The sequence below is a fragment of the Psychrobacter sp. NC44 genome (assembly GCF_904846655.1).
GTDB lineage: Bacteria > Pseudomonadota > Gammaproteobacteria > Pseudomonadales > Moraxellaceae > Psychrobacter.
Window position 1 is genome coordinate 214,466 of the sequence record NZ_CAJHBN010000004.1, and the last position, 24,632, is coordinate 239,097.

At 42.5% G+C, this 24,632-nt stretch carries 20 protein-coding genes, 1 tRNA gene and 1 pseudogene; 11 read left to right on the forward strand and 11 right to left on the reverse strand.

All coding sequences use genetic code 11. The annotated features are described in order from the left end of the window. Positions 1-2: 2 nt before the first annotated feature. From lolA to rplU, 3 genes are all read right to left on the reverse strand, one after another. Positions 3-689, reverse strand: coding sequence for an outer membrane lipoprotein chaperone LolA (gene lolA / locus JMX95_RS04940; RefSeq protein ID WP_201560178.1), 687 nt, complete (start codon positions 687-689; stop codon positions 3-5). Between the two features lie 448 nt (positions 690-1,137). Next, the gene (gene rpmA, locus JMX95_RS04945) at positions 1,138-1,395 is read right to left on the reverse strand and encodes a 50S ribosomal protein L27 (protein WP_055123782.1); all 258 of its coding nucleotides are present in this window, start codon (positions 1,393-1,395) and stop codon (positions 1,138-1,140) included. Between the two features lie 91 nt (positions 1,396-1,486). Next, on the reverse strand, positions 1,487-1,798 hold the full coding sequence (gene rplU / locus JMX95_RS04950; RefSeq protein ID WP_010199185.1) for a 50S ribosomal protein L21: 312 nt from the start codon (positions 1,796-1,798) through the stop codon (positions 1,487-1,489). Between the two features lie 551 nt (positions 1,799-2,349). Here rplU and JMX95_RS04955 point away from each other — a divergent pair. The 5 genes from JMX95_RS04955 (at position 2,350) to hemB (ending at position 11,715) form a co-directional block, all read left to right on the forward strand. Next, the gene (locus JMX95_RS04955) at positions 2,350-3,375 is read left to right on the forward strand and encodes a polyprenyl synthetase family protein (protein WP_227675969.1); all 1,026 of its coding nucleotides are present in this window, start codon (positions 2,350-2,352) and stop codon (positions 3,373-3,375) included. 620 nt (positions 3,376-3,995) lie between these two features. After that, a complete protein-coding gene (locus JMX95_RS04960; protein ID WP_045447023.1) occupies positions 3,996-5,393 on the forward strand; it encodes an efflux RND transporter periplasmic adaptor subunit in 1,398 nt (465 codons plus the stop codon). A 34-nt stretch (positions 5,394-5,427) separates the two neighbouring features. Next, positions 5,428-8,658 (forward strand): efflux RND transporter permease subunit, encoded by a 3,231-nt coding sequence (locus JMX95_RS04965; protein WP_201560163.1) that lies wholly within the window; start codon positions 5,428-5,430, stop codon positions 8,656-8,658. Beyond that, positions 8,655-10,466, forward strand: a complete 1,812-nt coding sequence (locus tag JMX95_RS04970) for an efflux transporter outer membrane subunit (protein ID WP_193008335.1) — start codon at positions 8,655-8,657, stop codon at positions 10,464-10,466. The genes JMX95_RS04965 and JMX95_RS04970 overlap by 4 nt, the downstream gene beginning before the upstream one ends. Positions 10,467-10,707: 241 nt before the next feature. Next, entirely contained in the window at positions 10,708-11,715 is a 1,008-nt protein-coding gene (gene hemB / locus JMX95_RS04975) for a porphobilinogen synthase (protein WP_109589282.1), read from the forward strand. Between the two features lie 106 nt (positions 11,716-11,821). On the opposite strand, the gene JMX95_RS04980 is transcribed toward hemB, so the two are convergent. Then, on the reverse strand, positions 11,822-12,799 hold the full coding sequence (locus JMX95_RS04980) for a glutathione S-transferase family protein (protein WP_193008336.1): 978 nt from the start codon (positions 12,797-12,799) through the stop codon (positions 11,822-11,824). A gap of 306 nt (positions 12,800-13,105) precedes the next feature. On the opposite strand from JMX95_RS04980, the gene JMX95_RS04985 reads away from it, so the two are divergent. Next, positions 13,106-13,182 (forward strand) — tRNA-Val (locus JMX95_RS04985). Here the strand turns inward: JMX95_RS04985 and JMX95_RS13825 are convergent. After that, positions 13,133-13,375: pseudogene (locus tag JMX95_RS13825) on the reverse strand (DUF2938 family protein); the annotation flags it as partial. The gene JMX95_RS04985 and the pseudogene JMX95_RS13825 overlap by 50 nt on opposite strands. A gap of 115 nt (positions 13,376-13,490) precedes the next feature. Between JMX95_RS13825 and JMX95_RS04995 the strand changes: the two are divergent. The 3 genes from JMX95_RS04995 to JMX95_RS05005 all read left to right on the forward strand — a co-directional run bounded on the left by JMX95_RS04995 (position 13,491) and on the right by JMX95_RS05005 (position 18,500). Then, on the forward strand, positions 13,491-13,937 hold the full coding sequence (locus JMX95_RS04995) for a helix-turn-helix domain-containing protein (RefSeq protein WP_226950323.1): 447 nt from the start codon (positions 13,491-13,493) through the stop codon (positions 13,935-13,937). Between the two features lie 738 nt (positions 13,938-14,675). Next, positions 14,676-17,015: a TonB-dependent receptor gene (locus JMX95_RS05000; RefSeq protein WP_226950322.1), complete on the forward strand. Its 2,340-nt coding sequence runs from the start codon at positions 14,676-14,678 to the stop codon at positions 17,013-17,015. A gap of 87 nt (positions 17,016-17,102) precedes the next feature. After that, entirely contained in the window at positions 17,103-18,500 is a 1,398-nt protein-coding gene (locus JMX95_RS05005; RefSeq protein ID WP_201560164.1) for a YncE family protein, read from the forward strand. Between the two features lie 320 nt (positions 18,501-18,820). Here the strand turns inward: JMX95_RS05005 and JMX95_RS05010 are convergent, their stop codons facing one another. The 3 genes from JMX95_RS05010 to JMX95_RS05020 all read right to left on the reverse strand — a co-directional run bounded on the left by JMX95_RS05010 (position 18,821) and on the right by JMX95_RS05020 (position 21,229). Beyond that, positions 18,821-19,432, reverse strand: coding sequence for a nitroreductase family protein (locus JMX95_RS05010; protein ID WP_193007206.1), 612 nt, complete (start codon positions 19,430-19,432; stop codon positions 18,821-18,823). A 73-nt stretch (positions 19,433-19,505) separates the two neighbouring features. After that, positions 19,506-20,444 carry a pirin family protein gene (locus JMX95_RS05015; RefSeq protein WP_193007207.1) on the reverse strand — a complete coding sequence of 313 codons (939 nt, stop codon included), beginning with the start codon at positions 20,442-20,444 and terminating at the stop codon, positions 19,506-19,508. Between the two features lie 74 nt (positions 20,445-20,518). Next, positions 20,519-21,229: a pirin family protein gene (locus tag JMX95_RS05020; RefSeq protein ID WP_193007208.1), complete on the reverse strand. Its 711-nt coding sequence runs from the start codon at positions 21,227-21,229 to the stop codon at positions 20,519-20,521. 219 nt (positions 21,230-21,448) lie between these two features. Here JMX95_RS05020 and JMX95_RS05025 point away from each other — a divergent pair, with 219 nt between their 5' ends. Further along, positions 21,449-21,775, forward strand: a complete 327-nt coding sequence (locus JMX95_RS05025) for a GNAT family N-acetyltransferase (RefSeq protein ID WP_193007209.1) — start codon at positions 21,449-21,451, stop codon at positions 21,773-21,775. An 85-nt stretch (positions 21,776-21,860) separates the two neighbouring features. On the opposite strand, the gene JMX95_RS05030 is transcribed toward JMX95_RS05025, so the two are convergent. Genes JMX95_RS05030 through JMX95_RS05040 form a run of 3 tightly spaced genes read right to left on the reverse strand, consistent with a single transcriptional unit; the run spans position 21,861 to position 23,582 of the window. Continuing rightward, positions 21,861-22,589: a YoaK family protein gene (locus tag JMX95_RS05030; protein ID WP_193007210.1), complete on the reverse strand. Its 729-nt coding sequence runs from the start codon at positions 22,587-22,589 to the stop codon at positions 21,861-21,863. Further along, entirely contained in the window at positions 22,582-23,136 is a 555-nt protein-coding gene (locus JMX95_RS05035) for an NADPH-dependent FMN reductase (protein ID WP_193007211.1), read from the reverse strand. Before JMX95_RS05035 ends, JMX95_RS05030 begins: the two co-directional genes overlap by 8 nt. 53 nt (positions 23,137-23,189) lie before the next feature. Further along, entirely contained in the window at positions 23,190-23,582 is a 393-nt protein-coding gene (locus tag JMX95_RS05040; protein WP_193007212.1) for a DoxX family protein, read from the reverse strand. 143 nt (positions 23,583-23,725) lie between these two features. On the opposite strand from JMX95_RS05040, the gene JMX95_RS05045 reads away from it, so the two are divergent. Then, entirely contained in the window at positions 23,726-24,631 is a 906-nt protein-coding gene (locus JMX95_RS05045; protein WP_193007213.1) for a LysR family transcriptional regulator, read from the forward strand. Position 24,632: the final 1 nt, after the last annotated feature.

Sequence of the window (24,632 nt, forward strand, 5' to 3'; positions counted from 1 at the left end):
TGTTATTGATTAATAACATCAACGCCTTTTGGTGGCGTAAACTTAAACTGACTGCTACTAATGCTTGGGTTCAGTTTGATACCACTAAATTTGATGGAAGTGGTTTGACCAAGGCTATCATTTAGCACCATCATTACTGGCTTACCACCGCTAAAACTCATTGACAAGCTCTTAAAGCTAGCACTGTCTGATTTTGGATAAAGCACGTAGTAATTTTTATTGTCATATGGCTGGGTAATTTTGAAATTCTTGTCAATTTGGCTTGGGTCGCCTGATAACAGCAGTGCTGGCGTATTACCAACTTGGCTGTCAACGTTTTGCTTGGTCGCTTGCTCTAAATCCTTGTCATAAACCCACATGGAGTTACCATTAGCGACGATCAGTTGCTGTGATGGCGACTTGGTTTCCCAGCGGAAATTATTGGGGCGTTGTACACTCATCGTACCCGTAAAAGTACCACTGTTGGCACCTTTGGTCGTTTGGCTAAAGTTAGCCGTCATGCTTTTGGTATTTGTCAGCAGCTTGTTTAAACGTTTGGCAGCGGTCAAATTATCAGCTGGTGCAGCAGTAGCTGATTGTGTCAATACCATCATCGGGGCTGCAACACCAAGCGATGTCATTAATACACCAGCTAAAGCACCGTTCATCATTTTTTGTTTTAAAGTTGTTTTGTTGGTTAATAAAGTCATCATAAATCCTCTCTAAAAATGCATAATCGCTTAAAAATTGTCGCTTTAAAATAAGACATCTTATTAAAATTTTTGTTTTCCATAAATGTTTATCTAGCCACCATAAAACGGCGGCTCATAAACAATGACAACAGTGTGCCAGTTTTTTTATTACACGCCTAGTCATGATTTGCAATCTTTACTACCGCTGCCATACACGCTTGTAACTACTCTCTTGAGCACTTTTGTGATCATAAGTGGCTACACAATAATAAACCGCATGGATGGTGAGTTTTTTGACTATTCATTATTTCCTAACGTTATTTACTAGGGCATGTCCTCAATTCAATTGATCATATCTAAACGGGCTAAAAATGGCTAAAAAAAAGCCCCTACTACCAAACGGTAATAGAGGCTTTTTAGTCATCGGATTATTTTAGTCTTTGACTAAAACAACCTAGATGGGCAATTATGCGCTTTCAACCATTACATAACGACGGTTGAACTTACCTTTGGTCGCAAACTTTACCACACCGTCATTCAGTGCAAATAAAGTATGATCACGACCCATGCCAACGCCTTCGCCTGCGTGGAATTCTGTACCACGTTGACGAACGATGATGTTACCAGCTGTGATAGCTTGGCCACCAAAGATTTTAACGCCTAGCATTTTTGGGTTTGAATCACGACCATTACGGCTTGAACCGGCAGCTTTCTTATGTGCCATGGGAAAATCTCCTTGTTAATTTGACTTATCGCTGATGCGATAACTCTTAAGCATTTAGTGCACTATTTAGCAGTAATTGCTAAGTGGATAATTAGGCATTAATAGCTTTGATTTTTAACAAGGTATACCATTGGCGGTGACCTTGCTCTTTGTGATAATGCTTACGACGGTTGTGCTTAACGATACGGATTTTTTCGCCGCGACCATGTTCAACCACTTCAACTTCAACGCTAGCACCTTCAACGATAGGCTGACCGATTTTGACAGTTTCGCCGTCAACAATCATCAATACATCTTCGAATTTAATTGTTGCGCCAGTTTCTGCTTTTAGTAGTTCAACTTTAAGCAACTCATCGACAACTACACGGTGCTGTTTACCACCAGTTTTGATTACTGCGTACATTGTATGACTCCGTTTAACCCGTGTGCCGTGGCTGATGTTATACCAACGCTTTTACGACGAACACGACAGGGAAAAATTAAAGGCAAGATTTTACGGCTTTTTGCTCATAAAAGCAAGCCGTCTATCTCACTTGTTTGACTGGTTTTTGTAAGGCAGTTACACGAATAACCACCTCACTTTTTATTATATCTACTGCTGATTAGGAGCGCATCTAAGATGCTACCCCAACAAAAAAACACTATATAATAATAGCGGCTATTATAACTTATATAATCAGCGACTTACAGCCTTTTATACATCTCTTAGATGACCTTAAATATCGCCGATAAATGACCATTAATTCTAGTGAAATTTCAGCCAATTTTTACAGCTTTCATGTCAATTTCTATATATAGTAAATCTTATTTAAAAGATAGGCACGATGTTTTAGGCACTTTTTAACCCACAATCTAAAGGCATAGCTATGCTATTATAGAAAATAATGCCTTACCTATCTATAAAACTAAGGCTATAAAAAATTCTCTTTATTCTTATTAATATGACTATTTATTATGACCAGCATCCCTTCACATAAAACAGATTCAATGACTCAATCAACGCCTAATTATGCGGATATTCAAAGTATCGTGGCGGATGATTTTGAGATTATGGACAAGCAAGTATTTGGTAGTCTTAATTCCAAAGTTCAGCTGGTAATGAGCGTCTCGCAGCATGTAATCAATGCTGGTGGCAAACGTATGCGCCCGCTGATTACCTTGTTATGTGCACGCATGTTTGAGGACAAGCCCTCAGAAAAAGCCATGCATCTAGCCGCTATTACTGAAATGTTGCATACAGCGACCTTGGTTCATGATGATGTGATTGATGAGTCAGGACAGCGCCGTGGTAAGCCGACTGCTAATGCCACATGGGATAATGCCACCGCGGTACTGGTCGGTGACTATCTGATAGCTCGCGCCTTTAATTTATTAGTTGGCTTCCAAAGCTTACCACTGTTGCAAGTATTCTCAGATGGCACCTGCGATATCGCTGAAGGCGAAGTATTACAGCTCCAGCATCAGCATAACCCTGCTGCGACAGAAGAGGATTACTTGCGCATTATTGATGGTAAAACCTCGCGTCTGTTTATGATGGCGACTCAAGGCGCTGCAATTCTACAAGACAGAATAGAGCATATGCAGGCTTTAGGCGATTTTGGTCAGCACTTTGGCAATGCTTTTCAAATTATCGATGATGTACTCGACTATAGTGGTGATAGTGAGGTAATGGGCAAAAACCTAGGAGACGACCTCGCTGAAGGCAAGCCAACCCTGCCAACCATCAAAGCGCTTGAGCTGCTCAAAGACAGCGACATCGAAGGCTATGAGCAGTTGCGTGTCGCTGTACAAACTGGAAAGACACCGAACGCTGAGCAGCTTATTGAGTTAGTGCGCCGCTCAGGATCATTAGATTACTGTAAGCAGCGAGCTTGGGAAGAAACCAAGCTGGCGCAACAAGCATTGAGTACGCTACCTGACAATCGTTATCGCACAGGCTTATATCAATTGACTGAATTGGCTAGCGCACGCTTGCTGTAGTCAGTATCGTCATAACAGCTGTCAATACTTGCGGCTAGCAGCCATTAGCTGTTGGTAAAGACCATTAATGAGTAATTGTGTTAATGGTCACAGTTAATAGTTGCTAAAGTTTTTGTTTTGTTGGCAAACCTTATTTATCACTCATTAAAGACCTTACAATCTATATGGTTATGCTATTTTCACAAAAGTTTACAATTATTTCTCACTGACCATTGTATGACTGTATATTAGCTGTTAATGAAGATGGCGCTTGCCATGACAGCATTTAATGCATTCACAAAAGCTGATATTACGATTTCTAACCATAAATCCTGCGCTCAACTACTTGACTGTGGGGTTATCCCGATAGTTTATAATTACTCGTTAACTTTACTAATCAAGGTTGTGGTTTGGCTACAGCTTTGATGCTTAAGATTCTTACACCGATACTTGATACTTATATCGCTATTAGAGGTTCTAATAGTGATGTTTGGCTAAATTCATATTATTAAGAACAAATTTAGCCGAGAAAGTAAAGATCATTAGAATCAACACTCATTTTTATATTCAATACGCTTAGATTTATTGATAAACTTTTTATACTGTCATTACTTATTTTATACCTATTGCCGAGGACATTGATGAAGCACTCTACTCTTGCGCTTGTAATAGCATCTGTACTATCTGGAGCTGTACTGATTGGCTGTGACAAAAACGAGGACGCCGCTGGCGCAGATGCCGCACAGCAGCAGATGCCGCCTGCGGTTGTTAACGTCCAGACTGTCACGCTCGATACTGTACCCCAAGTACAGACTTTTTCTGGACGTACCACGGCTTATCAGACTGCCGACGTCCGCCCACAAGTTAATGGCGTTATTGACGAAGTATTGTTCCGTGAAGGCGGCAACGTCAAAAAAGGCCAGCCACTTTATCGTATCAATACTGATAACTACGCTTCTTCTGTCACCAGTGGTCAGGCAGCTGTGCAACAAGCACAAGCAAATTACCAGACAGCACAAGCAAATAATGCCAATGCAAAAGCCGAGCTAGCCAGCCGTCAGGCATCATTGGCACAAGCGCAAAATGATTTACAGCGCTTACAAGGCTTGGTCAGCATCGACGCCATCTCAAAGCAGCAGTATGAGCAAGCACAAACACAAGTACGTACTGCACAAGCAGCGGTACAAAGTGCGGCCGCCGCTGTTGGACAGACACAAGCAGGCATCGAAAGTGCAAAAGCAGGCATTCAGACTGCTCAAGCGGGTTTAGATGCTAGTAACCTAGATCTTAACCGTACCATCGTACGTGCCCCGCTGTCAGGTCGTACTGACCGCTCTAGTGTCACCGCTGGTACTTTGGTCAGCGCAGGTCAAGCTGATCCGCTGGTGACTATCTCACGCTTAGATCCTATCTATGTTGATATCAGTCAATCATCCTCTGAGCTATTAAAACTGCGTCAGCAAATCGCTGAAGGCAAAGCACAAGCAGGAATGAACTCGGTTGAGTTGGTATTAGAAGATGGCTCAGTCTACCCAGCACGCGGCAAGCTTGCTTTATCTGAAGCAAAGGTTGATGAATCAACAGGCGCTGTGACCTTGCGTGCTATTTTCCCCAACAGCAATAATATCTTGCTGCCTGGTATGTATGTGACGGCGCGTTTGACACAGAGCGTGATTACCAATGCTGCATTGGTACCGCAAAGCGCCGTAATGCGTACACCAAAAAGTGAGACGCAAGTTTACATCGTTGATGAAAATAATAAAATCCAAGTACGTCCTGTCACTATTAATGGCACTTATAAAGGCCAGTGGGTTGTCACTGACGGCTTACAAGCAGGGGACAAGATAGTTGTTATCGGCGGCTCAAAAGTTAAGCCTGAACAAGAGGTAGTCGTTAAGCCATTAGAGAATCCAAACCCAGCACCAGCTAAAGAAGGTGCCCCTAATGCCCAGACGCCGCCGCAAGCTGCTAAAGCGATGGATAAGCCAGCTAGCAAAGATGCCACTGCTCAGAAACCAGCAGAGTCTACCGCTAACTAATTCCATTCAAAGATAGGAAGACTAGGAATATACTATGTCACGTTTTTTTATTAATCGCCCTATTTTTGCATGGGTTATGGCTATTTTAGTCATGCTCATCGGGGTGATATCGGTCATTAACTTACCGATTGAGCAGTATCCACGTATTGCACCACCGACGATTTCAGTCAGCGCAAGCTATCCTGGTGCTAATGCTCAGACGGTTGAAGATTCAGTCGTTCAGATTATTGAGCAACGCATGAAGGGTCTTGATGGTCTGATGTATATGTCGTCATCGAGCTCCTCGAATGGTGCTGCATCCATTACGCTCACTTTCGAAAATGGTACAGATTCTGATACTGCACAGGTACAGGTACAGAACAAACTCCAAGCCGCCATGAGCTCACTACCTGAGTCGGTACAGCGTCAAGGCGTCAACGTTAATAAATCCTCTAGCAGCTTTTTGATGGTGCAAGGTTTTATTTCTGAAGATGGCAGTATGGATCGTGCGGATATCGCCGATTATGTCAACTCAAACGTTGTTGACCAGTTAAGCCGTGTGGAAGGTGTTGGTGAAGTACAAGTTTTTGGTTCTGCTTATGCCATGCGCATTTGGTTAGATCCGGCGCGCTTACGTAGCTATAACATGGTGCCAGCTGATGTGGTTGAGGCAGTACGTGCACAAAATGCCCAAGTATCTGCCGGTCAGCTAGGTCAAGCACCTGCTGATACCAGTCAACAGGTTATCAATGCGACTGTCACGGTTCAAAGCTACCTACAAACGCCTGATGAATTTAAAAACATTCTATTAAAAACCGATACTGCTGGCGCAAAAGTGCGTTTAGGTGATGTGGCAGAGGTTGAGATTGGTAGTGCAGACTACGGCGTAGTGTCGCTATACAATGGTAAAGAAGCAGCTGGTCTTGGTATTTCATTGGCGGGTGGTGCAAACGCACTGGAAACTCGTGAAGCTGTTGGGGCTCGTATGGCTGAGCTGGAAGCAAACTTCCCAGCAGGTCTAACATCCGTTATCCCTTATGACACCACACCATTTGTGCGCTTGTCTATCGAACAAGTGGTTATGACACTGCTTGAGGCAATTGTTCTCGTATTTATCGTCATGTTCGTTTTCTTACAGAACTGGCGTGCGACCATCATTCCTACTCTTGCCGTACCTGTCGTACTACTTGGCACCTTCGCTGTACTTTACATCGCTGGTTTTAGTATTAACGTCTTGACCATGTTTGCCATGGTACTATCCATCGGTCTGTTGGTCGATGATGCGATCGTCGTCGTCGAAAACGTCGAGCGTATCTTGGAAGAAGATCCTGATATCTCTATTAAGGATGCTACCGTACAATCGATGGGCGAGATTAGTAAAATCGTTATTGGTATTGCGCTGATTCTATCTGCCGTATTCGTACCGATGGCATTCTTCGGTGGCTCAACAGGTGTGATTTATCGTCAGTTCTCTATCACCTTGATTACCAGTATGGTGCTATCAGCCTTAGTAGCGCTTATCTTTACCCCTGCCCTTTGTGTGACCTTACTCAAGCGTAGCAAGAGCCATGATAAAGGCAATACAGAAGAGCAAAAAGGCTTCTTTGGTTGGTTTAACCGCTCGTTTTATAAAGTCAGTCGTAGTTACGAGAATTTAGTTGGCAAAAGTTTCCGCTTGAAGTGGCTATACTTAATTCTTTATGCTGCCATTATCGGTATTATGGCAGTGGTATTCTTACGTATTCCCGGCTCGTTCTTACCAGAAGAAGATCAAGGTATTATGTTTACCTTGGTTCAGTTACCTGCTGGTGCGACGCTTGATGAAACGCAAGAAGTGCTCGATAAAGTCAGTGATTATTACAGTACCCAAGAAGGCGATAATATCGCTTCAGTCTTTACGATCGCAGGTTTCAGTTTTGCAGGACAAGGGCAGAATATGGGACTGGCCTTTGTACGTTTATCGGATTGGGCTGATCGTCCCGGTGAAGAAAACACTGCACAGGCTGTCGCTGATCGCGCCATAGGTTACTTCTTTACCCAACTAAATGAAGCACAAGTATTTGCGATTGTACCGCCAGCCATTACCGAACTTGGTAACGCCAGTGGTTTTGACTTAATGATTCAAGACACCGGTAACCTTGGACATGAGGGTCTACTCGAAGCACGTAATATGCTGCTTGGCATGGCTGCGCAAAACGACAAAGTCGCAGGCGTTCGTCCAAATGGTCAAGAAGATGCACCGCAGTTAAAAGTGAATATTAATCAAGAGCAGGCCGCTGCTTATGGCTTATCACTTGCTAGTATTAATAGCGTTATTTCTACCGCTTGGGGCTCAAGTTATATTAATGACTTCGTCGATCGCGGGCGTATTAAACGCGTCTTTGTTCAAGGTGAACCAAGCAGCCGCACTAACCCTGAAGATATTGCTAAATGGTATGTACGCAACGATGTAGGTGAAATGATTTCATTTGATGCGTTTTCTAGCAGCGAATGGCAATCTGGCTCACCGCGTCTGACCCGTTATAACAGCTTACCATCGATGAATATTCAAGGTAGTGCTGCACCCGGTCTAAGTACGGGTGAAGCGATGAGTTCAATGGAAGCAATGATGGAGAATCTGCCCGAAGGTGTGGGCTATGAGTGGACGGGTATGTCACTTGAAGAGCAAAAGTCAGGTGCTCAAGCGCCGATGCTATACGCGCTTTCAATCTTGGTGGTATTCTTATGTCTAGCAGCCTTGTATGAAAGCTGGTCTATCCCCTTCTCTGTGCTATTGGTCATTCCACTTGGGGTATTAGGTGCAGTCATCTTTACTTGGCTACGTGGCTTTAATAACGATATTTATTTGCAGGTAGGTCTACTCACAGTCGTTGGTCTATCCGCTAAAAATGCTATCTTGATCATTGAGTTTGCAAAAGAGCACCAAGAGGAAGGCTATAGTCTGAGAGAAGCCGTCATGACAGCCGCGCGTCAACGTTTGCGCCCGATTATCATGACCTCGCTTGCCTTTGGACTGGGTGTTGTGCCATTATTTATCGCCACAGGTCCTGGTTCAGGCAGTCAAAATGCCATCGGTACCAGTGTACTAGGTGGCGTCGTGACCGCGACATTGTTAGGTATCTTCTTTATTCCCATGTTTTATATTTGGGTACGTAGTATGTTCCCGTACAAATACGAGAATAATAAACCAAACGATAAAGATGATGATAATAGTACGCCTGACCCGAAAAACCCAACGCCTTCTGAGAATTATCAGCCTGCAAGCTTTGGAGACAATACACAATGAGTGTTCAGAAAACATATAACACCAACTCAGCAGCGGTAGCAAACATTGCTATCACTGCGCAACCAGCGGGCTCACATATGCGCAGAAATGCTGGTCGCCTAATCGGCTTGACCGTTTTAGCGATGAGCATGGCTGCTTGTAACACGATTCCAAAAGCAGATATGCGCCCTGTGCTTGCTGAGCCAAATATCCCTATCGAACAAACCTATGGGGCATTCGATAAAGAAACGGTTAGTAGCGCTGATCAAGCAAGTATTGCGGGTCAACGCTGGCAGAATTTTTATAGCGATGAGCGTTTAAAGGGCTTGATTGCTTTAGGGTTAGAGAACAACAAAGATTTTGAAAGTGCTCGTTTAGCAATCGAGAAAGCACGCGCACAGTATCAAATTACCGATCTTAATGATCTACCAGCGATTAATGGTAATGGTGGATACACGCGTCAAGCACAAAATAGAACCGACAAAAACCCCAATAGTAGTTATAACGTCAACCTAGGGTTGGCTAATTACGAGTTGGACTTTTGGGGCAAAATTGCTAGCTTAAAAGATCAAGCGCTACAGAATTTCTTAGCCACTACAGCGGCCAAAGATTCGACCCAAATCAGCTTGATTAGTAATATCGCTCAGAGCTATGCCAACTTGAGCTATAGCTTAGCGCAGTTAAAGCTGGCAGAAGCGACGGTTGAGAGTCGTGAAAAGTCCCTGTTTATCGCTGATAAACGCTTTGAAGCAGGCATTGATCCGAAGCTGCCATCTTTGCAAGCCAGTGCGTCATTAGAAAATGCCAAACTTGCTGTCCTACGGGCACAAAGCAGCATTTTAAAATCACGTAACGCCTTACAGTTCTTGGTGGGTGGACCGATTCCAACCAATCTAATTCCAACACCAGCAGTCAGCAACATCACTAGCCAGCAGATATTTAGTGCAGGCTTACCAAGTGAGTTGCTACGTTATCGCCCAGATGTACTGCAAGCAGAATACAACCTAAAAGCCGCTGGAGCCAATATCGAAGTGGCACGAGCGTCTTATTTCCCGTCTATCAGCTTAGCAAGTAGCATTGGGGTTAGTAGCGGCAGTTTAGATGACTTATTCAAAAGCGGCGCTGTCGGTTGGTCGTTTGGCCCAAGCATTAGCGTGCCTATCTTTGACGCTGGTCGCTTAGACGCCAATTACGATGTGGCTAAAATTGAGCGTGAACAAACGCTCACAGGCTACGAGAAATCGATCCAAACCGCATTCCGTGAAGTGTCAGACGTACTCGCGACACGAGCCACGCTGGGTGAGCAGCTCGAAGCACAATACCGTCTACAAGATAACTTTGAACAAACATTCCAGATAGCAGATGCACGCTTTAAAGCAGGTATTGCCAACTATCTAGATGTGTTAGATGCACAGCGTTCATTGTTCTCAACGCAGCAAGGTATTTTGGATTTAGAGCTACAAAAAATTGTGAGCCAAGTCGAGCTATACCAAGTGCTGGGTGGCGGTGCTAATTTGGATGTACCAACGGAGATTCCTGTACCGCATAAAAACTTAGTGCAACTAGTGAATCTACCGGCCAATAGTAATAAAGCAAAAGCGGCGAATGCTATCGATGCGGCTAGCTCAGCGCGGGTTGCTTCTGCACAAGAAGCAAACGCCATTAAACAAGCGCAACCATCGGAAACGGCTACCTTTGAGCCGACCGCTGTCGTTGACGTCAATAATGATGGCAAAAAAGATGCTGCCGTAGGAGTCGTTACCAAACAGACGACGTATAACGAAACCAGTGTTGAGCAAGTACCGGTCACGCAGATCGTTGAGCCTTAAATACTGATAAATAGTGTGAGGTGATTTCCTTCACATTGATAGTCGATAAGTACAAAAAGCCCTACCGACTTGGTAGGGCTTTTTGCTTTTTTAAGGCGCTTTTAGTTATAGTAGGGAAATTAGCTTACACATACTTTTATCCACTTATTAATGTCCGTGATATAAAAAAACATATGCTTCAAAACAGCTTATTTAATCAAGCTGATAAATAACAATGACTAAAATCTAATGAGGACAAATCATGACTTATACCTTTAACCGTCAATTCCCTGAAACTCGTCTACGTCGACTACGCTACAACGATAACGTACGCGCGATGATTCGTGAAGTTGAGCTGCATCCTAAGCACTTTATCGCCCCTGTCTTCGTCTTAGAAGGCAAAAATAAGCGCGAAGCAATCGCTAGTATGCCAGGCGTCGAGCGCTTATCGATTGACCTACTGATCAACTATGCCAAAGAATTATTAAGCGAGGGCGTCACTACCATCGACATCTTCCCTGTTATTGATAATTCCTTAAAAACACCCGACGGTAAATCAGCTTATGATGAAAATGCCCTTACTGCTCGTACCGTAAAAGCGATCAAAGATGCTGTGCCTGAAATGGTAGTAATGACCGATGTGGCGTTAGATCCTTATACTTCGCACGGTCAAGATGGACTGCTGGATGATTCAGGCTATGTGATTAATGATGAAACGGTCGAAGTATTGGTCAAGCAAGCATTGGTACACGCTCGCGCTGGTGCTGATATCATCTCGCCTAGTGATATGATGGATGGCCGTATCAAGGCCATGCGTGACGCCTTTGAAGCCGAAGGCTTTGTGAATACCGCTATTATGGCTTACTCTGCCAAATATGCTTCTGCATACTATGGCCCGTTCCGTGATGCAGTCGGCAGTGCTGGCAACCTAAAAGGTGGACACAAGAAACAGTACCAGATGGATTTCGGTAATCGTGCTGAAGCGTTGCACGAAGTGGCGATGGACATAGCCGAGGGTGCAGACATGGTGATGATTAAGCCGGGTCAGCCGTATTTAGATCTGATTCGTGAAGTTAAAAACACCTTTGGCGTACCGACCTTTGCTTATCAAGTGTCTGGCGAATATGCGATGCATATGGCTGCGATTCAGAACGGCTGGCTAACCGATGCGGTTATTTTAGAATCGTTGATTGGTTTCCGCCGTGCAGGTGCTGATGGAATTTTGACGTATTTTGCGCTAGAAGCCGCTCGTCAATTGAATAATGCGTAATATAAATTAAGCAGCTTTTTATTTATACCGTCAATTCATCGCGCCAACTGTGATCAATCAGCTGGCGCGATTTTTTATTGGTCTTATTTTAATACCTCAATAGAACTTATAAACGTGTACGCTCGTGTGGCTCATTAAAATCAAGCACTGGACCAATAGGAATGATACGCGTGGGATTGATATTGGCATGGCTAGTATAATAATGCTGCTTAATATGCTCGATGCTTACCGTCTCTGCAATACCTCGCACTTGATATAAATCACGCAAATAACCCCAAAGATTGGGATAATCAACAATACGGCGAATATTACATTTAAAGTGTCCGACATATACCGCATCAAAACGCACCAGCGTAGTAAACAAGCGCCAATCCGCCTCAGTAATCGTATTACCTAGCAAATAACGCTGGTCTGTCAAACGTGCCTCTAGCGTCTCTAATACATCGAATAGCTCCGTCACCGCTTCTTCATAAGCCTCTTGTGTGGTCGAAAATCCTGCTTTATAAACGCCATTATTGACCGTAGAATAAACGAGCTCATTAACTGCATTAATTTCTGCTAATAACTCGGTTGGTAAAAAATTACCTGCTAGTGCCCCAACCTCATCAAAAGCTGAGTTAAACATACGAATGATCTCAGAGGACTCATTACTGACGATGGTATTGGTTTTTTTGTCCCATAATACGGGCACCGTCACCCGTCCTGTATAGTCAGGCTTTGCCGCCGTATAAATCTCATATAAGTAATTAGCATTTACAATAGGATCAGCAATCACGCCCTCGCCCTCTGCAAACGTCCAGCCCTTATCGCCCATAAATGGATGCACCACTGACAGCGAAATCAGGTCTTGCAAACGCTTTAGCTGACGGTAAATAATGGTACGATGTGCCCAAGGACATGCAAGCGAGATATATAAATGATAGCGATCAGCTTCGGCTTTAAAACCGCCAACACCTGATGAGCCTGCGCTGCCATCGACCGTGACCCAATTTCTAAAACCGGCATCTTCTCGCTCAAAACGTCCACCGCTCGCCTCTGTGTCATACCATTTGTCTTGCCATTGACCATCAACCAATAGACCCATAACACTCTCCTCAACATTCTATTTTGATATAACTTTTGTGAAATATGCATACTGTGAAGTCATTATCACTATCCTCACTTTATTTTGAGAATGATACCAGTTATATACTGCCTAGCTATTAGGATTTGTAGTTCTACTGACAATAAAAAATAAACCAATTTCAATCACTATTTAATATAACTACATAAAAAAATATTAAAAGTCACTTAATATAAAGTGTGATAATCATTATTATGCTAATAAAAAAATTTATTAGAAATAAAGCTTGCAAAGTCTCAAAAACTTGATAGAATACTCAACCTAAATAGGCGTATAGCTCAGTTGGTTAGAGCGCTACCTTGACATGGTAGAGGTCAGCAGTTCGAGTCTGCTTATGCCTACCAAATATTTAGAAAGCCCCAATCTCACGATTGGGGCTTTTTTTGTCCGTAAAATATGGGCTTTCCACCCAATAAAAAGATCACCATGAATAGTATTATATTTTGCAGTAGCGTCATGACGGAACCGCCCTTGACCCATGTAAGCAATCCAACGCCCCACTATTCCCCAGTTGCTCGGTGGAATATTAAATAAATACTTCCTGAGTAATGATCATAAGTCCATTACAGCGGTAGCGCCAATACCGATTAATATTATAAAAACGACGTTATCCATGATGACTCTCTTACTGGTTTCAATATCAATGTGATGATTGCATACAATTTTAAGTCCAGAGGGCATTATAGATATTTCGCAGGTTACTAAACAGTCTGGTCTTCCTACTTCAACGTTACGATTTTATGAGAAAAAATGCCTAATTCGCTCTGTTGGTCGGCAAGGTATCCGCCGAGTTTTCAGCAAAGATATATTAGAGCTTATGTCCTTGATTGCCTTAGGACGTGTTGCAGGATTTTCATTGGATGAGATTGCTGGGATATTAGGGTCTGAAAAAACTCTAGATGTTGATCGATATTTGTTGCTGAACAAAGCCTCTGAACTGGATGAAATGATTCAAAAATTAGTCGCTATCCGTGATGGGATGAAACATGCGGCAACTTACACAGCGCCTAGCCACTTGGAGTGTCCGAGGTTTCGACGTCTAATGAATCTAGCAGCACTGGCGCTATTAAAGGTAACACCTTGCATTAATAAGCAATAGAGCTGATTCTATTAGGTGATTAGGTCACTCAAATAATATTGAACTGCTTAACAAATACACTGCGATTATCCAAAAAATCTAGATTACTGATATTAATAGCCTACAGCCAGCTATTCAATTGCGCCAAACGTATAGAATAGCATTCGTAAATAAAGACAAACCTACTCTAAAGCCTGCCCCTTCATACGATGTTTGTTCTTCGCAACTGCCGTTAAAGCTAAACTAGCTATTTTTTATTCAAGTTATCACTCAAAGTTGGTTTTAAACTTCCAAAATATAACATCTTCAACCATGTGAAATCCTAACCTCTGGTGCTGAATTCCTGCACACTGTCATTAGTCCAGACGATCTATTATTGATTTATTACCTACCGTTCTTATTTCTTCAGAGACTGGCTTACAAAGTGCTCTATATTTCAGACGTGTCAATTCATTGACCAGAGATCTATAAGGCTTTTTATGATTGATATTCTCATGAACCATAGTCCTTAACACATTCATTTTTCTAACTTTCGACATACTCATCATTATCTCAGTACCAACACATTCATTGAACGACTGTGACATTTATCACTCACAAAGAAAGTCAAATATTGAAGTTACCTTGTGTAAGCGTAGCTAATATGCACACCTTACTGAAATATAAAGTTTGTATATCTTTATGTTATATTATAACATAACTAAAATATTTACTCTTATCGTTATTTATCCCTATATAACTTCTTATTTTGGTAATCTCATGTCTCCAATTTTTCATATCAACAGATTAAGAGAACCTGATTATACTTCTGTATCTTCAGTTAATTTTAGTATTCGCCGGGTAACGACTGTATTCTCAGTAACGACAGCTTTAGGTATGGCAAGTTTGTCGGTCAATGCACAGGATACGATAGTAGACATCAAACCTATGACACCCTCATCTTTTAACCTAAACTCTCCTGATATGACCCACCCTTCGGTAACTCTAGACACCATAGTGGTAACGTCTAACCCTTTATTGCCACAAGCGAATGAAATGGCAACCGCAACCAGTATTGTTACTGGCGATGCGCTCACTACTCAGACAAGCAGTACGCTTGGTGATGCACTAGCAAATGAAGTGGGCGTGTCTACTGATAGTTTTGGGCAAGGTGCGAGCCGACCCATTATTCGAGGGCAAAGCGCACCGCGTGTCCAAGTCATGCAAAATGGTTTGAGCGTACAAGATGCGTCACAAATCTCACCAGACCATCAAGTGGCGGTACCTGTACTAGGTGCCAAACAAGTTGAAGTAATCAAAGGCACGTCAGCGTTGATGTATGGTGGCGGTGCTATCGGTGGTGTGGTCAATATTGTTAATGACACTATTCCTAAAGAAAAGCCTAAAAACAACATCAACGGAAAATTGGCATTGATTGGTCAACAAGCCACAGACGGTTATTTAGGTTATGCAGAACTCAATGGTAGTATCGGTGAAAATTGGCTATGGAGTGGGTATTACCAAAAGACGGATAAAGGCAATATCCAAGTACCACATTTGGATACCGATGAGATTGCCAACAGTTGGTACACGCAAGACAATGGTAGCATTGGCTTGTCTTATGTGACTGATATGGGCTATATCGGTGCATCATATCAGCGCCTATCCTCAGAATATGGCTTGCCCTTTCATGTGCATAATGAATGCTCACCTGATAGCGTACTGACTAACCAACTGAGCTGTGAGGCGGATCATGAACATGACCACGATCATGGTGAAGCGCCCTATGTCGATATGACGTCAAACGTCTATCAGCTCCATGCAGAGCGAAAATTACCCATGATAGGCGTCGATAGCATCAATACGAAACTCAGCTATACCGATTATCGTCACGATGAAATAGATGAAGGTGCGGTGGGCACAACTTTTGAAAACAAAGCCATTAGTGCTCAAGCTCAAGCCACACATAGCACGTATAAAACAGGTAATCTAGGTTTTATGAAAGGTGTGGTCGGTCTAGATTACACAAACAGCCGGTTTTCTGCTGTTGGGCTAGAAGGCTATTTGCCGCAAACCGATCGTACACAGGTCGGTTTGTTTTTCATTGAACGACTCACGCCAGATTATTTTGGCGCAAAAATACAGAATGCTGATAAATTTGCAGGTCAGTCATTATCTACAATTGATGCCCATGCTGGTCATAATCATGGTGAGACGACGAAAGACGCTCCTCTCGATACGTCTAGTATTTTAAGAAAACAAGGCAAAAGTCCTTGGTATATTGAGTTTGGCGGTCGTCAAGATTTTCAAAGCCTAATAGATAACGACAATAACATCGAAAAAACACATGCTGGAACGTCTGTCAGTTTAGAAGGTGGCAAATATCTTACGCCTAATACGCAGTTGTCAGCCAGAATCAGTCATTCTGAAAGATTGCCTTCTCCACAAGAGTTATTTTCTAATGGCGCCCATCTTGCAACCAATACTTGGGAGCGTGGCAATGGGCAATTAGAAGAAGAATCTACTGATGGCGTAGAATTCACTTTGCGTTACGACAATGGCAATCGTTTTGATAGTAGTATTTCTGTCTTTTATAACGACAGCGCAAATTATATTTATGCAAAAACTCAAGACATTGCTACTGAAGGAGAGTCTGCAGATTTTCGTTTAGTGGATTATGTCCAAAGCGATGCCAAGCATTATGGTGGTGAAATTCAATCACGCTATTATCTTAATGACAATATTAGTATTGGCAGCTTTGCCGATATTGCACTCATCACGCTAGATGATAGAAGCCTTACACGGAAATACGCGCCAAGATTGGTAGCGCCTCGTATTGGTGGTGATATTACCTCTCAATTTGGTCAATTTGACTTGGTGCTGTCTGGGTATCATCGTTTTGAGCAAGATCACATTGCTGATTTTGAAACCAATACACCGAGCTACAACATGGTTGATGCCAAGCTTGTCTATCACAGTTCGAGCGCTCATGATTACACCGCTTTTTTTCAAGTCGAAAATATTCTAAACGAGCTTGCCTATAATCATGCCTCTTATTTGGCTGAACAAGTACCAATGCCAGAGCGCTCTTTCAATGCGGGTATCACCTATAACTTCTAACAGCCTACTCTCTTTTCATTAGTCACCAGTAACTAGCAATCCGTAATCAATTGTCATAAGCCTCATAACTTATGACTGGAGTCCTTTATGAATCAAATAAATGCTTTGAGCCGTGCCATCACGCTCGCCTTCTCTTCTTTAATCGCCGTTTCAGCACTTAGCGGCTGCGGGTCATCAGATGATAGGAAAACATCAATCATAGATTCAGAACATGACCACGACCATGGAGACGATCATGACCATGATGATGAATCTGCTGTCAGCACTGAAATGGAACAAGGTCGTTTATTTATCACTGCAAAAGATGGCAGTCAAGCTTACATTTATAGCCTTGCTCAAGATAAAGTGATACAAACCTTACCTTTGACAGGTCAAGCCGATGCCGTACAAAGTAGTCCAGATGGTCATTACGCCGTCGTCATGGATCGTACTAACAACACGGTCAATTTTTATCATAGTGGGCTTGAGATTGAAAATCATGGCGATCATGATCACCCATATGCTCGTGATACGGCAAAAATGCCATTACAGCTCAACTATACCCGTCCTGTACATTTTCAAACGTTTGGTGAGCAAGCTGGATTATTTTTTGATGGTTTGGGTGCCACAGGCAACCCCATAGAAAACCCTGTAAAAGAAGCTGGATTTGTACTCGTAACAGATACCGGTATTGCCGATGGTACACTGCCTTATCAAAAGCTTAATACCAGCATGCACGGTACAGCGGAACCTAGAGGCAATTATGTGATTGCCTCGCAGCGTTATCAGACAACTGGTAGCTCACTGGCTGATACGCTCTCTGTATTTGAACAGCATGGTGATCACTATCATATAAGCCAAACCTTTGAGACAAAATGCATGGGGTTGCATGGCAGTGGCAGCGTCACAGATTACAGTGTCTTTGCTTGTAGCGATGGCGTTTTAAGCGTCAAACAAACCGGAGACACATTCAGCGCCGAAAAAATTTCCTATCCCAGCAGCCTAACCAATATTCAATGTGATGGTACAAGCAGTAGTCCTGCTCGAATTGGCTCATTCATCACTAACCACCATCATAACTATGCCATTGGCAGCGCTTGCGGTCAGCCTTACCGTGTTGATCCTATCAGTAAAAACATGACACCGATTGTCTGGACAACAGACAGCCGTCGCCGTGTTGTCAGCTATGATTTTGATGCCCACGGAGAGCATTTAATGCTACTCGATGATACTGGCAAGTTATACATACTGGATGTCGCACAAAATTATAAGCAAACTGCCGTATTAAATGTTTTCCCTAATGGCATCGAAGGCAAAGCGGTTCCCTCATTTATTGTTAACCCAAACACGAAAATGGTTTATATGATGGATGACTCAAACCAGCAAATCATCGAAATTGATGCTGAAGATGGTGAAATCGAGTCAAAAATAACACTGAATTTCACACCCTCTCATGTGACTTGGTTTGGTGTGAAAGCTGGGCATGATGATGAACATAGCCATTAGCGCTTAGCACCTCATCTAATAAAGATAGTTTAATGACTGCTGACAGTAATTGGCTATTAAATATATTTATAAACGCTAGTATTCAAGATAACCCTTAATCCGACGCTTCTTAAATTCCGAAGCATCCGATTAAAGCGCTCGATGATCTTGAATTCTTCTATAGGCATATCTTAAACAACTGGGCTAGTAGGATTTACTACATTAGTTATAGTCTGCTATAACATCATATTACCCCAGTTTATAATTATAAAAAAACCAATGAAACCGCTACGATATTTTCATAGCAGTTTCATTGGTTATACGGTCTTTAACGCTAAAAATTATTTACTGAATACTTTCATACGTTCATCAATTGGCTGAAACGCTTTATCGCCTGCTGGCTGCTCAATAGCGCCGAACACCATTTGCGCATTTAATTCCCAATCATCAGCGATGTCCCAAGCATCGGCAACTCTCTGATCGATGACAGGATTATAATGCTGCAAGTTAGCACCGATATCTAAACTCGCCAATGCCGTCCAAATTACATATTGATGCATCGCGCTGGTTTGATGTGCCCAGATTGGGAATTTATCCGCATATAAAGAGGCGGCTTCTTGCATGTTTCTCACGACGCCTTTGTCCTCGAAAAACAATACTGTACCCGCACCCGCTCTAAAGCCTGCAATTTTATCTTTAGTACCTTGGAACTTCTCGTCATCGCCAACAATCACTTTGAGTGTCTCTTCAGTAATATCCCATAATTTTTCATGATCTTCACCGAATAACACCACGATACGCGTCGATTGTGAGTTAAAAGCGGATGGCGTATGCAAAACCGCATGCTCAACTAACTTAACGATTTCGTCATTTGATACTGGCAATTGATTGCTCAATGCATAGATAGAACGGCGCTTTTCTGCCAATTGTTGTAAGTCTTTTAGGTTTGACATTGTTTTCTCCAGTGATTATTGATGAGTTTACGTGATTAAGAACTAAGTTATAAATTTAAATACTAACCAACCTTTAACCTTTAAAACCTTGAAGTAATTCAGGTGCTGGCAAACGTTTCATATCAGAGTCGACATTACCGAAACGCTCATGACCATTATTCCAGTCGATGATGGATTGCTCAATCTCTGCTTTATTGTCAGCAACAAAATTCCACCAGAGTAGGACTTGGTTATTTAATGGTTCACCGCCGATAAACATCACACGTGTGCCTTTTTTAGCAACCAATTTAATGCTTTCGTTATTAGCAACATCACTATCGTGGAAACGAAAGAGTTGATCCTGCTTACATACCTTTCCTTCAGATTCTATCTCACCCTCTGAGACTAAGATGCCGTATTCAAAGCTTGGTTCTAAAGTGAGCGTCACCTCGCCATCCTCGGTAAAGTACACGTCGATACCGACCAGCTTGGAGTATTGGATAGTAGGCGCTTCAAAGTGCTGACCTGACACATTGGTATAGCTACCGGTGGTCAGAATCATCTCAACACTATCTTCCGTCCACGTTGGTAGCTCTGGATAATGATGAAAACCGCGCTCAATCTCTTGATCCGTTGGTAGTGCAATCCAGAGCTGTACCATGCTGATAGCACGCGCCGCATCCGACGAACCACCAGTGTCTGGAAACACGCTTTGTTCCGTATGACTGATGCCTTGGCTTAGACCCGTACCGGCTGTCATGACGTTGACTTGGTTCTTAGTAATGACTTGCTCGTTACCTAAGCTATCTTTATGCAGTACTTCGCCATTTAACATCCAGCTAAAAGTTTGCAGATTGGTGTGCGGATGACGACCCACTTGCATGCCTAATTCATCTTCACCAAAGTCAGCAGGACCAGCGTGATCTAAAAAGCACCAGGCTCCGATAGGTTTTTTGCCAGTGTTAGGTAGCAGACGAGCAATAGGAATACCGCCAACATCGGCCATTCTTGGCTCTAGGGTTTGAATACTCATCATTCACCTCTTATTATAGATAGTTATAGATTCTTGAATACATGATTATGAATTACTACTATTTTTTGTATCAATTAATACATAGGTACTTCCATTAGCAATACTCTAGCGTCCTCATCAGCATCCATCGTGAAGCTTTTGGTGTCTGAGATACCAAGACCATCTCGAGTATCAAGTACGTTACCGTTGATAGTCACTTTACCCTCTAGTACCAAGACATAAACACCGTTATTGACATCTTTTAAATCATAAGTCTGAGTCACGCCTTTGTCAAAATGACCCATATGGAACCAAGCGTTTTGGTGAATCCAAACCCCAGCGTCGTCCGCGTTTGGCGAGAGCACTTGGTTAAACTCATTAGCTTTCATGTGCTCATCCATACGTACTTGCTGATAGCGCGGCGTCACACCCATTTTATTGGGAATCACCCAAATTTGTAAAAACTTGACAGGTTCATTGGCATCGCCATTCATCTCACTATGAGTAATACCCGTACCCGCTGACATGACCTGAATCTCACCCGTTTCGATGATACCTTCGTTACCGATATTATCGCCATGAGCTAGCTTCCCACTTAGAGGAATACTGATAATTTCCATATCGCGGTGTGAGTGTTTGCCGAAACCTTGACCACCAATAACAAAGTCATCATTGATGACCCGTAGCGCGCCAAAACCCATACGCTCTGGATTATGATAATTGGCAAAGCTAAAAGTATGACGGCTTTTGAGCCAGCCATGATTAGCATCGCCACGAGAATCTGCTGCATGATAGATCGTTTTCATAAGTTATCCTTTATTTTTAATTGGCTTGTTTAAGCTATGGTCCTATTATAATTGTTGAGCAGATATAGATAAACAATGATTATTGCAAATAACTATTCTTATTTATAGAACAATAGGTGCTTAGAATTAACGTAATATAATAGTCACGCCATCATTCGCGCCACCCGTTAGTACCAATAAACGGGTGCAAAAAATATTAACGATAAGGAGAGGTAAACCATGTCAAATCTACATACATTGAATAATGAAGTTATCGACAACAAAGCTCAAAAACGTTTCGAAATTCATATCGATGATCAAGTTGCGTTTGAAGAGTATGAGTTTTTTACCACATCCACAGGTGAGGAAGGTATTGAGTATAAGCACACATTCGTACCTGAGTCGCTCAGTGGTCGTGGTATTGCTGGTTACTTAGTTAAGGTTATCTTAGATTGTGCAGCCGTTAGAAAACTGCGCGTTAAACCAACCTGTCCTTATGTGAAATCCTATATTGATAAGCATCTACAATACCAAGACAATTCGGTGTTTCATGGTGCGAAAGCCTAAGAAAATATGAACCAAAAAAAAGCCATGACAAATCATCATGGCTTTTTACGATTAATGGCATTACTCAATAATGGTAAAACTTTTATTAGCTAATATGCTGTAAGAACTCTGGATTACGCGCTAGTAGTGATAGGTACAGCACAGGAATGACAAACAAACCGACTGCCCAATAACTGAGATTGACGTACAGCACCGCCCCAAGGAGCGCGCCAATCACAAAGCTGATAACCAATGCCGCGCTATGCCCCAATTTTTTGGCATTATCAGCGCTACGGTTGGCAATATAATCTGACAGACCAATGCCCAATTGGGTCGTATTACCCGTCATTAATACCGTAGGACTCATATGTTTGATGACTGTTTTACTAGCCGTATTACGAATAGCAAGTGCCGTTAAGCCCAAACCACCAGTAATGGCGACCGATATATCGCCTGCTTCAGTGAAAGGTTGAAAGGACAATCCTGCTATCATAAATGCGCTCAAAAATAGCGCTTCTGCTAAAAACAAATGACTGAGTACTAACGTTTGCTTTCGGCTTTTATCAATGTATATTTTGGTAATAACCACCGTTATTATAAAAAGTGGCACCGATGCCAGCTTGATCCACAAGCCATCTTCACCTTTAACCAAACCGCTACCAGCCAGTACTAAGTTACCCGTGACATGAGCGGTAAAAAAGCCAAATAAAGTGATAAAGCCAATGGTATCAATCGCCCCACCAACTATCGTTAATAGTATAGGCGCTTGATAGCGTTGCCAAAAGCTTGGTGTCTTACGATCTAGAGTATTGTTATCAGCGACAGCTTTAGGCACTGGTATGTCCTGCAAAATCCACGAAATCAGTCACAAAGCGCTGTAAGAATTTCTGTGTGCGCGGGCTAACACTGCCATCGTCATTTAAGCTGTCAGTTGCACGACTTAAATGAATTTCAGGATCAATCATCATTTGTGCCGACAGCATTTGCAGGCTTTTTCTGAAATCAAGGCCACTATTGATACCGCCAAAACTGCCTGGCGAGGCCGTCACTACCGCAACTTTTTTATGGGTCCAAACGCTTTCTTTATACGGACGAGAGCCGATATCGATGACGTTTTTTAGGGCAGCAGGCATGGTTCGATTATGCTCTGGCGTGACAATCAATACCCCATCGGCGTTCTTAAGCTGTTTACGGACACGCTCATAGCTGTCAATGGTCGTGTCATCATAATCTTGATTATAAACAGGCAAATCGGAAATGTGTACTTCTTCTATCACTACGTTCTCAGGCATTTGCGATACCATAAGCTCTGCAAATTTACGATTGATAGATTCTTTTCGCAAGCTGCCAATAATTAAGGCGATGTTTAGGGATGCGCTCATAGCGGCTCCTTGATTATGATGATAAGACGATATTTTCTACGCCATTTACTCTACTATATTCTGCGATGATTACTGTTATCAATTGAATAAGCACCTGCTCCATGAGCAAATATCATCAAGAAACCACCCGCCATCGCAATGTTTTTCATGAAAGGGTTCATCTGTGATTCATCTATCCAGAATTGATGAAAAAGCAGCGCTGAGACTACGCTAAAACCAGCCATTAAAATCGCTACTAAGCGCGCTTTGAAACCAAAGAGAATAGCAAGGCCGCCGAAAAGTTCAACAGCAATAACCAAAGGCAATAGCATCCCAGGCACACCCATTGCTTCCATATAACCTTGAGTAGCGGCATAACCGGTAATTTTGGTAAAGCCTGAAAAGATAAAAATCATTGATAAAAACAGGCGTCCGATAGGAGCGCTTAGCTCTTGTAGTTTATCCATGGGTTTTCTCCAGTAATAGAATGTTTTTTAAGCTTTTATTTGATTATGTGACAGGACTATTGTATTCGTTGCTTATAACTAGATAAACCGTGATAATTACAAATGTAAGTTCTTATTTAAAGAACAATTAAGAGGTGGTTTACATGGGACAATTAGAAGATATGGCAATGTTTGTGCGTATTGTCGAAGCAGGTAGTATTACCAAGGCTGCCGAGCAACTGAACATCGCAAAATCTGCGGTAAGCCGGCGTTTAAAGGAGTTAGAGACGCGCTTGGGCAGTCAACTGATTAGCCGAACCACGCGTCAATCAAACTTAACCCAAGCTGGTGAACAGTATTATCAAAAGGTGCACCATATACTCAGCGAAGTGGATGCGCTGAATGAAGAGACGAGTGGTACTCCGACGCGTATCGAAGGGACATTAAAGATGACAGCACCATTGTCCTTTGGTTTGATGCATTTAAACGATGTTATTGATGAATACGCCAATCAGCATCCTGAGTTAAAGTTTGAGCTGGATTTTTCTGATCGGCATACTGATTTGATTGAGGAAGGGTTTGAGTTAGCGATTCGTATTAGAGAGTTGCAAGATTACAGTTATCAAGCCAAACGTCTAGCACTGATTCGTTATGCGTTATGCGCCAGTCCCGAATATTTAGAGAGTATGGGTACGCCAAAGACTTTTGACGATCTGTCAGAACATGAGTTTTTACAATATGGTATGAGCAAATCTAGCACGATAGAACTGATAGATGAGCAAGGTAAGAAGCATCAAGTCGCCGTAAACGGTAAAATAAAAGCCAATAATGGGGACTTTTTGCGGGAGATGGCAGTCAAAGGTCATGGCATTGCTTTTCTGCCAACTTTTATTACGTATCAAGCCTTAATTAGCGGTGAGCTTGTGCCTATCCTGCAGCAATATCAATTACCCACTTTAAATGCTTATGCGGTCTATCCTAAAAATCGATTTTTATCGCAACGTTGTCGTTATTTGATTGATTTTATCGCTGAACGTTTTGGCGATAATCCGTACTGGGATAATTTTTGAT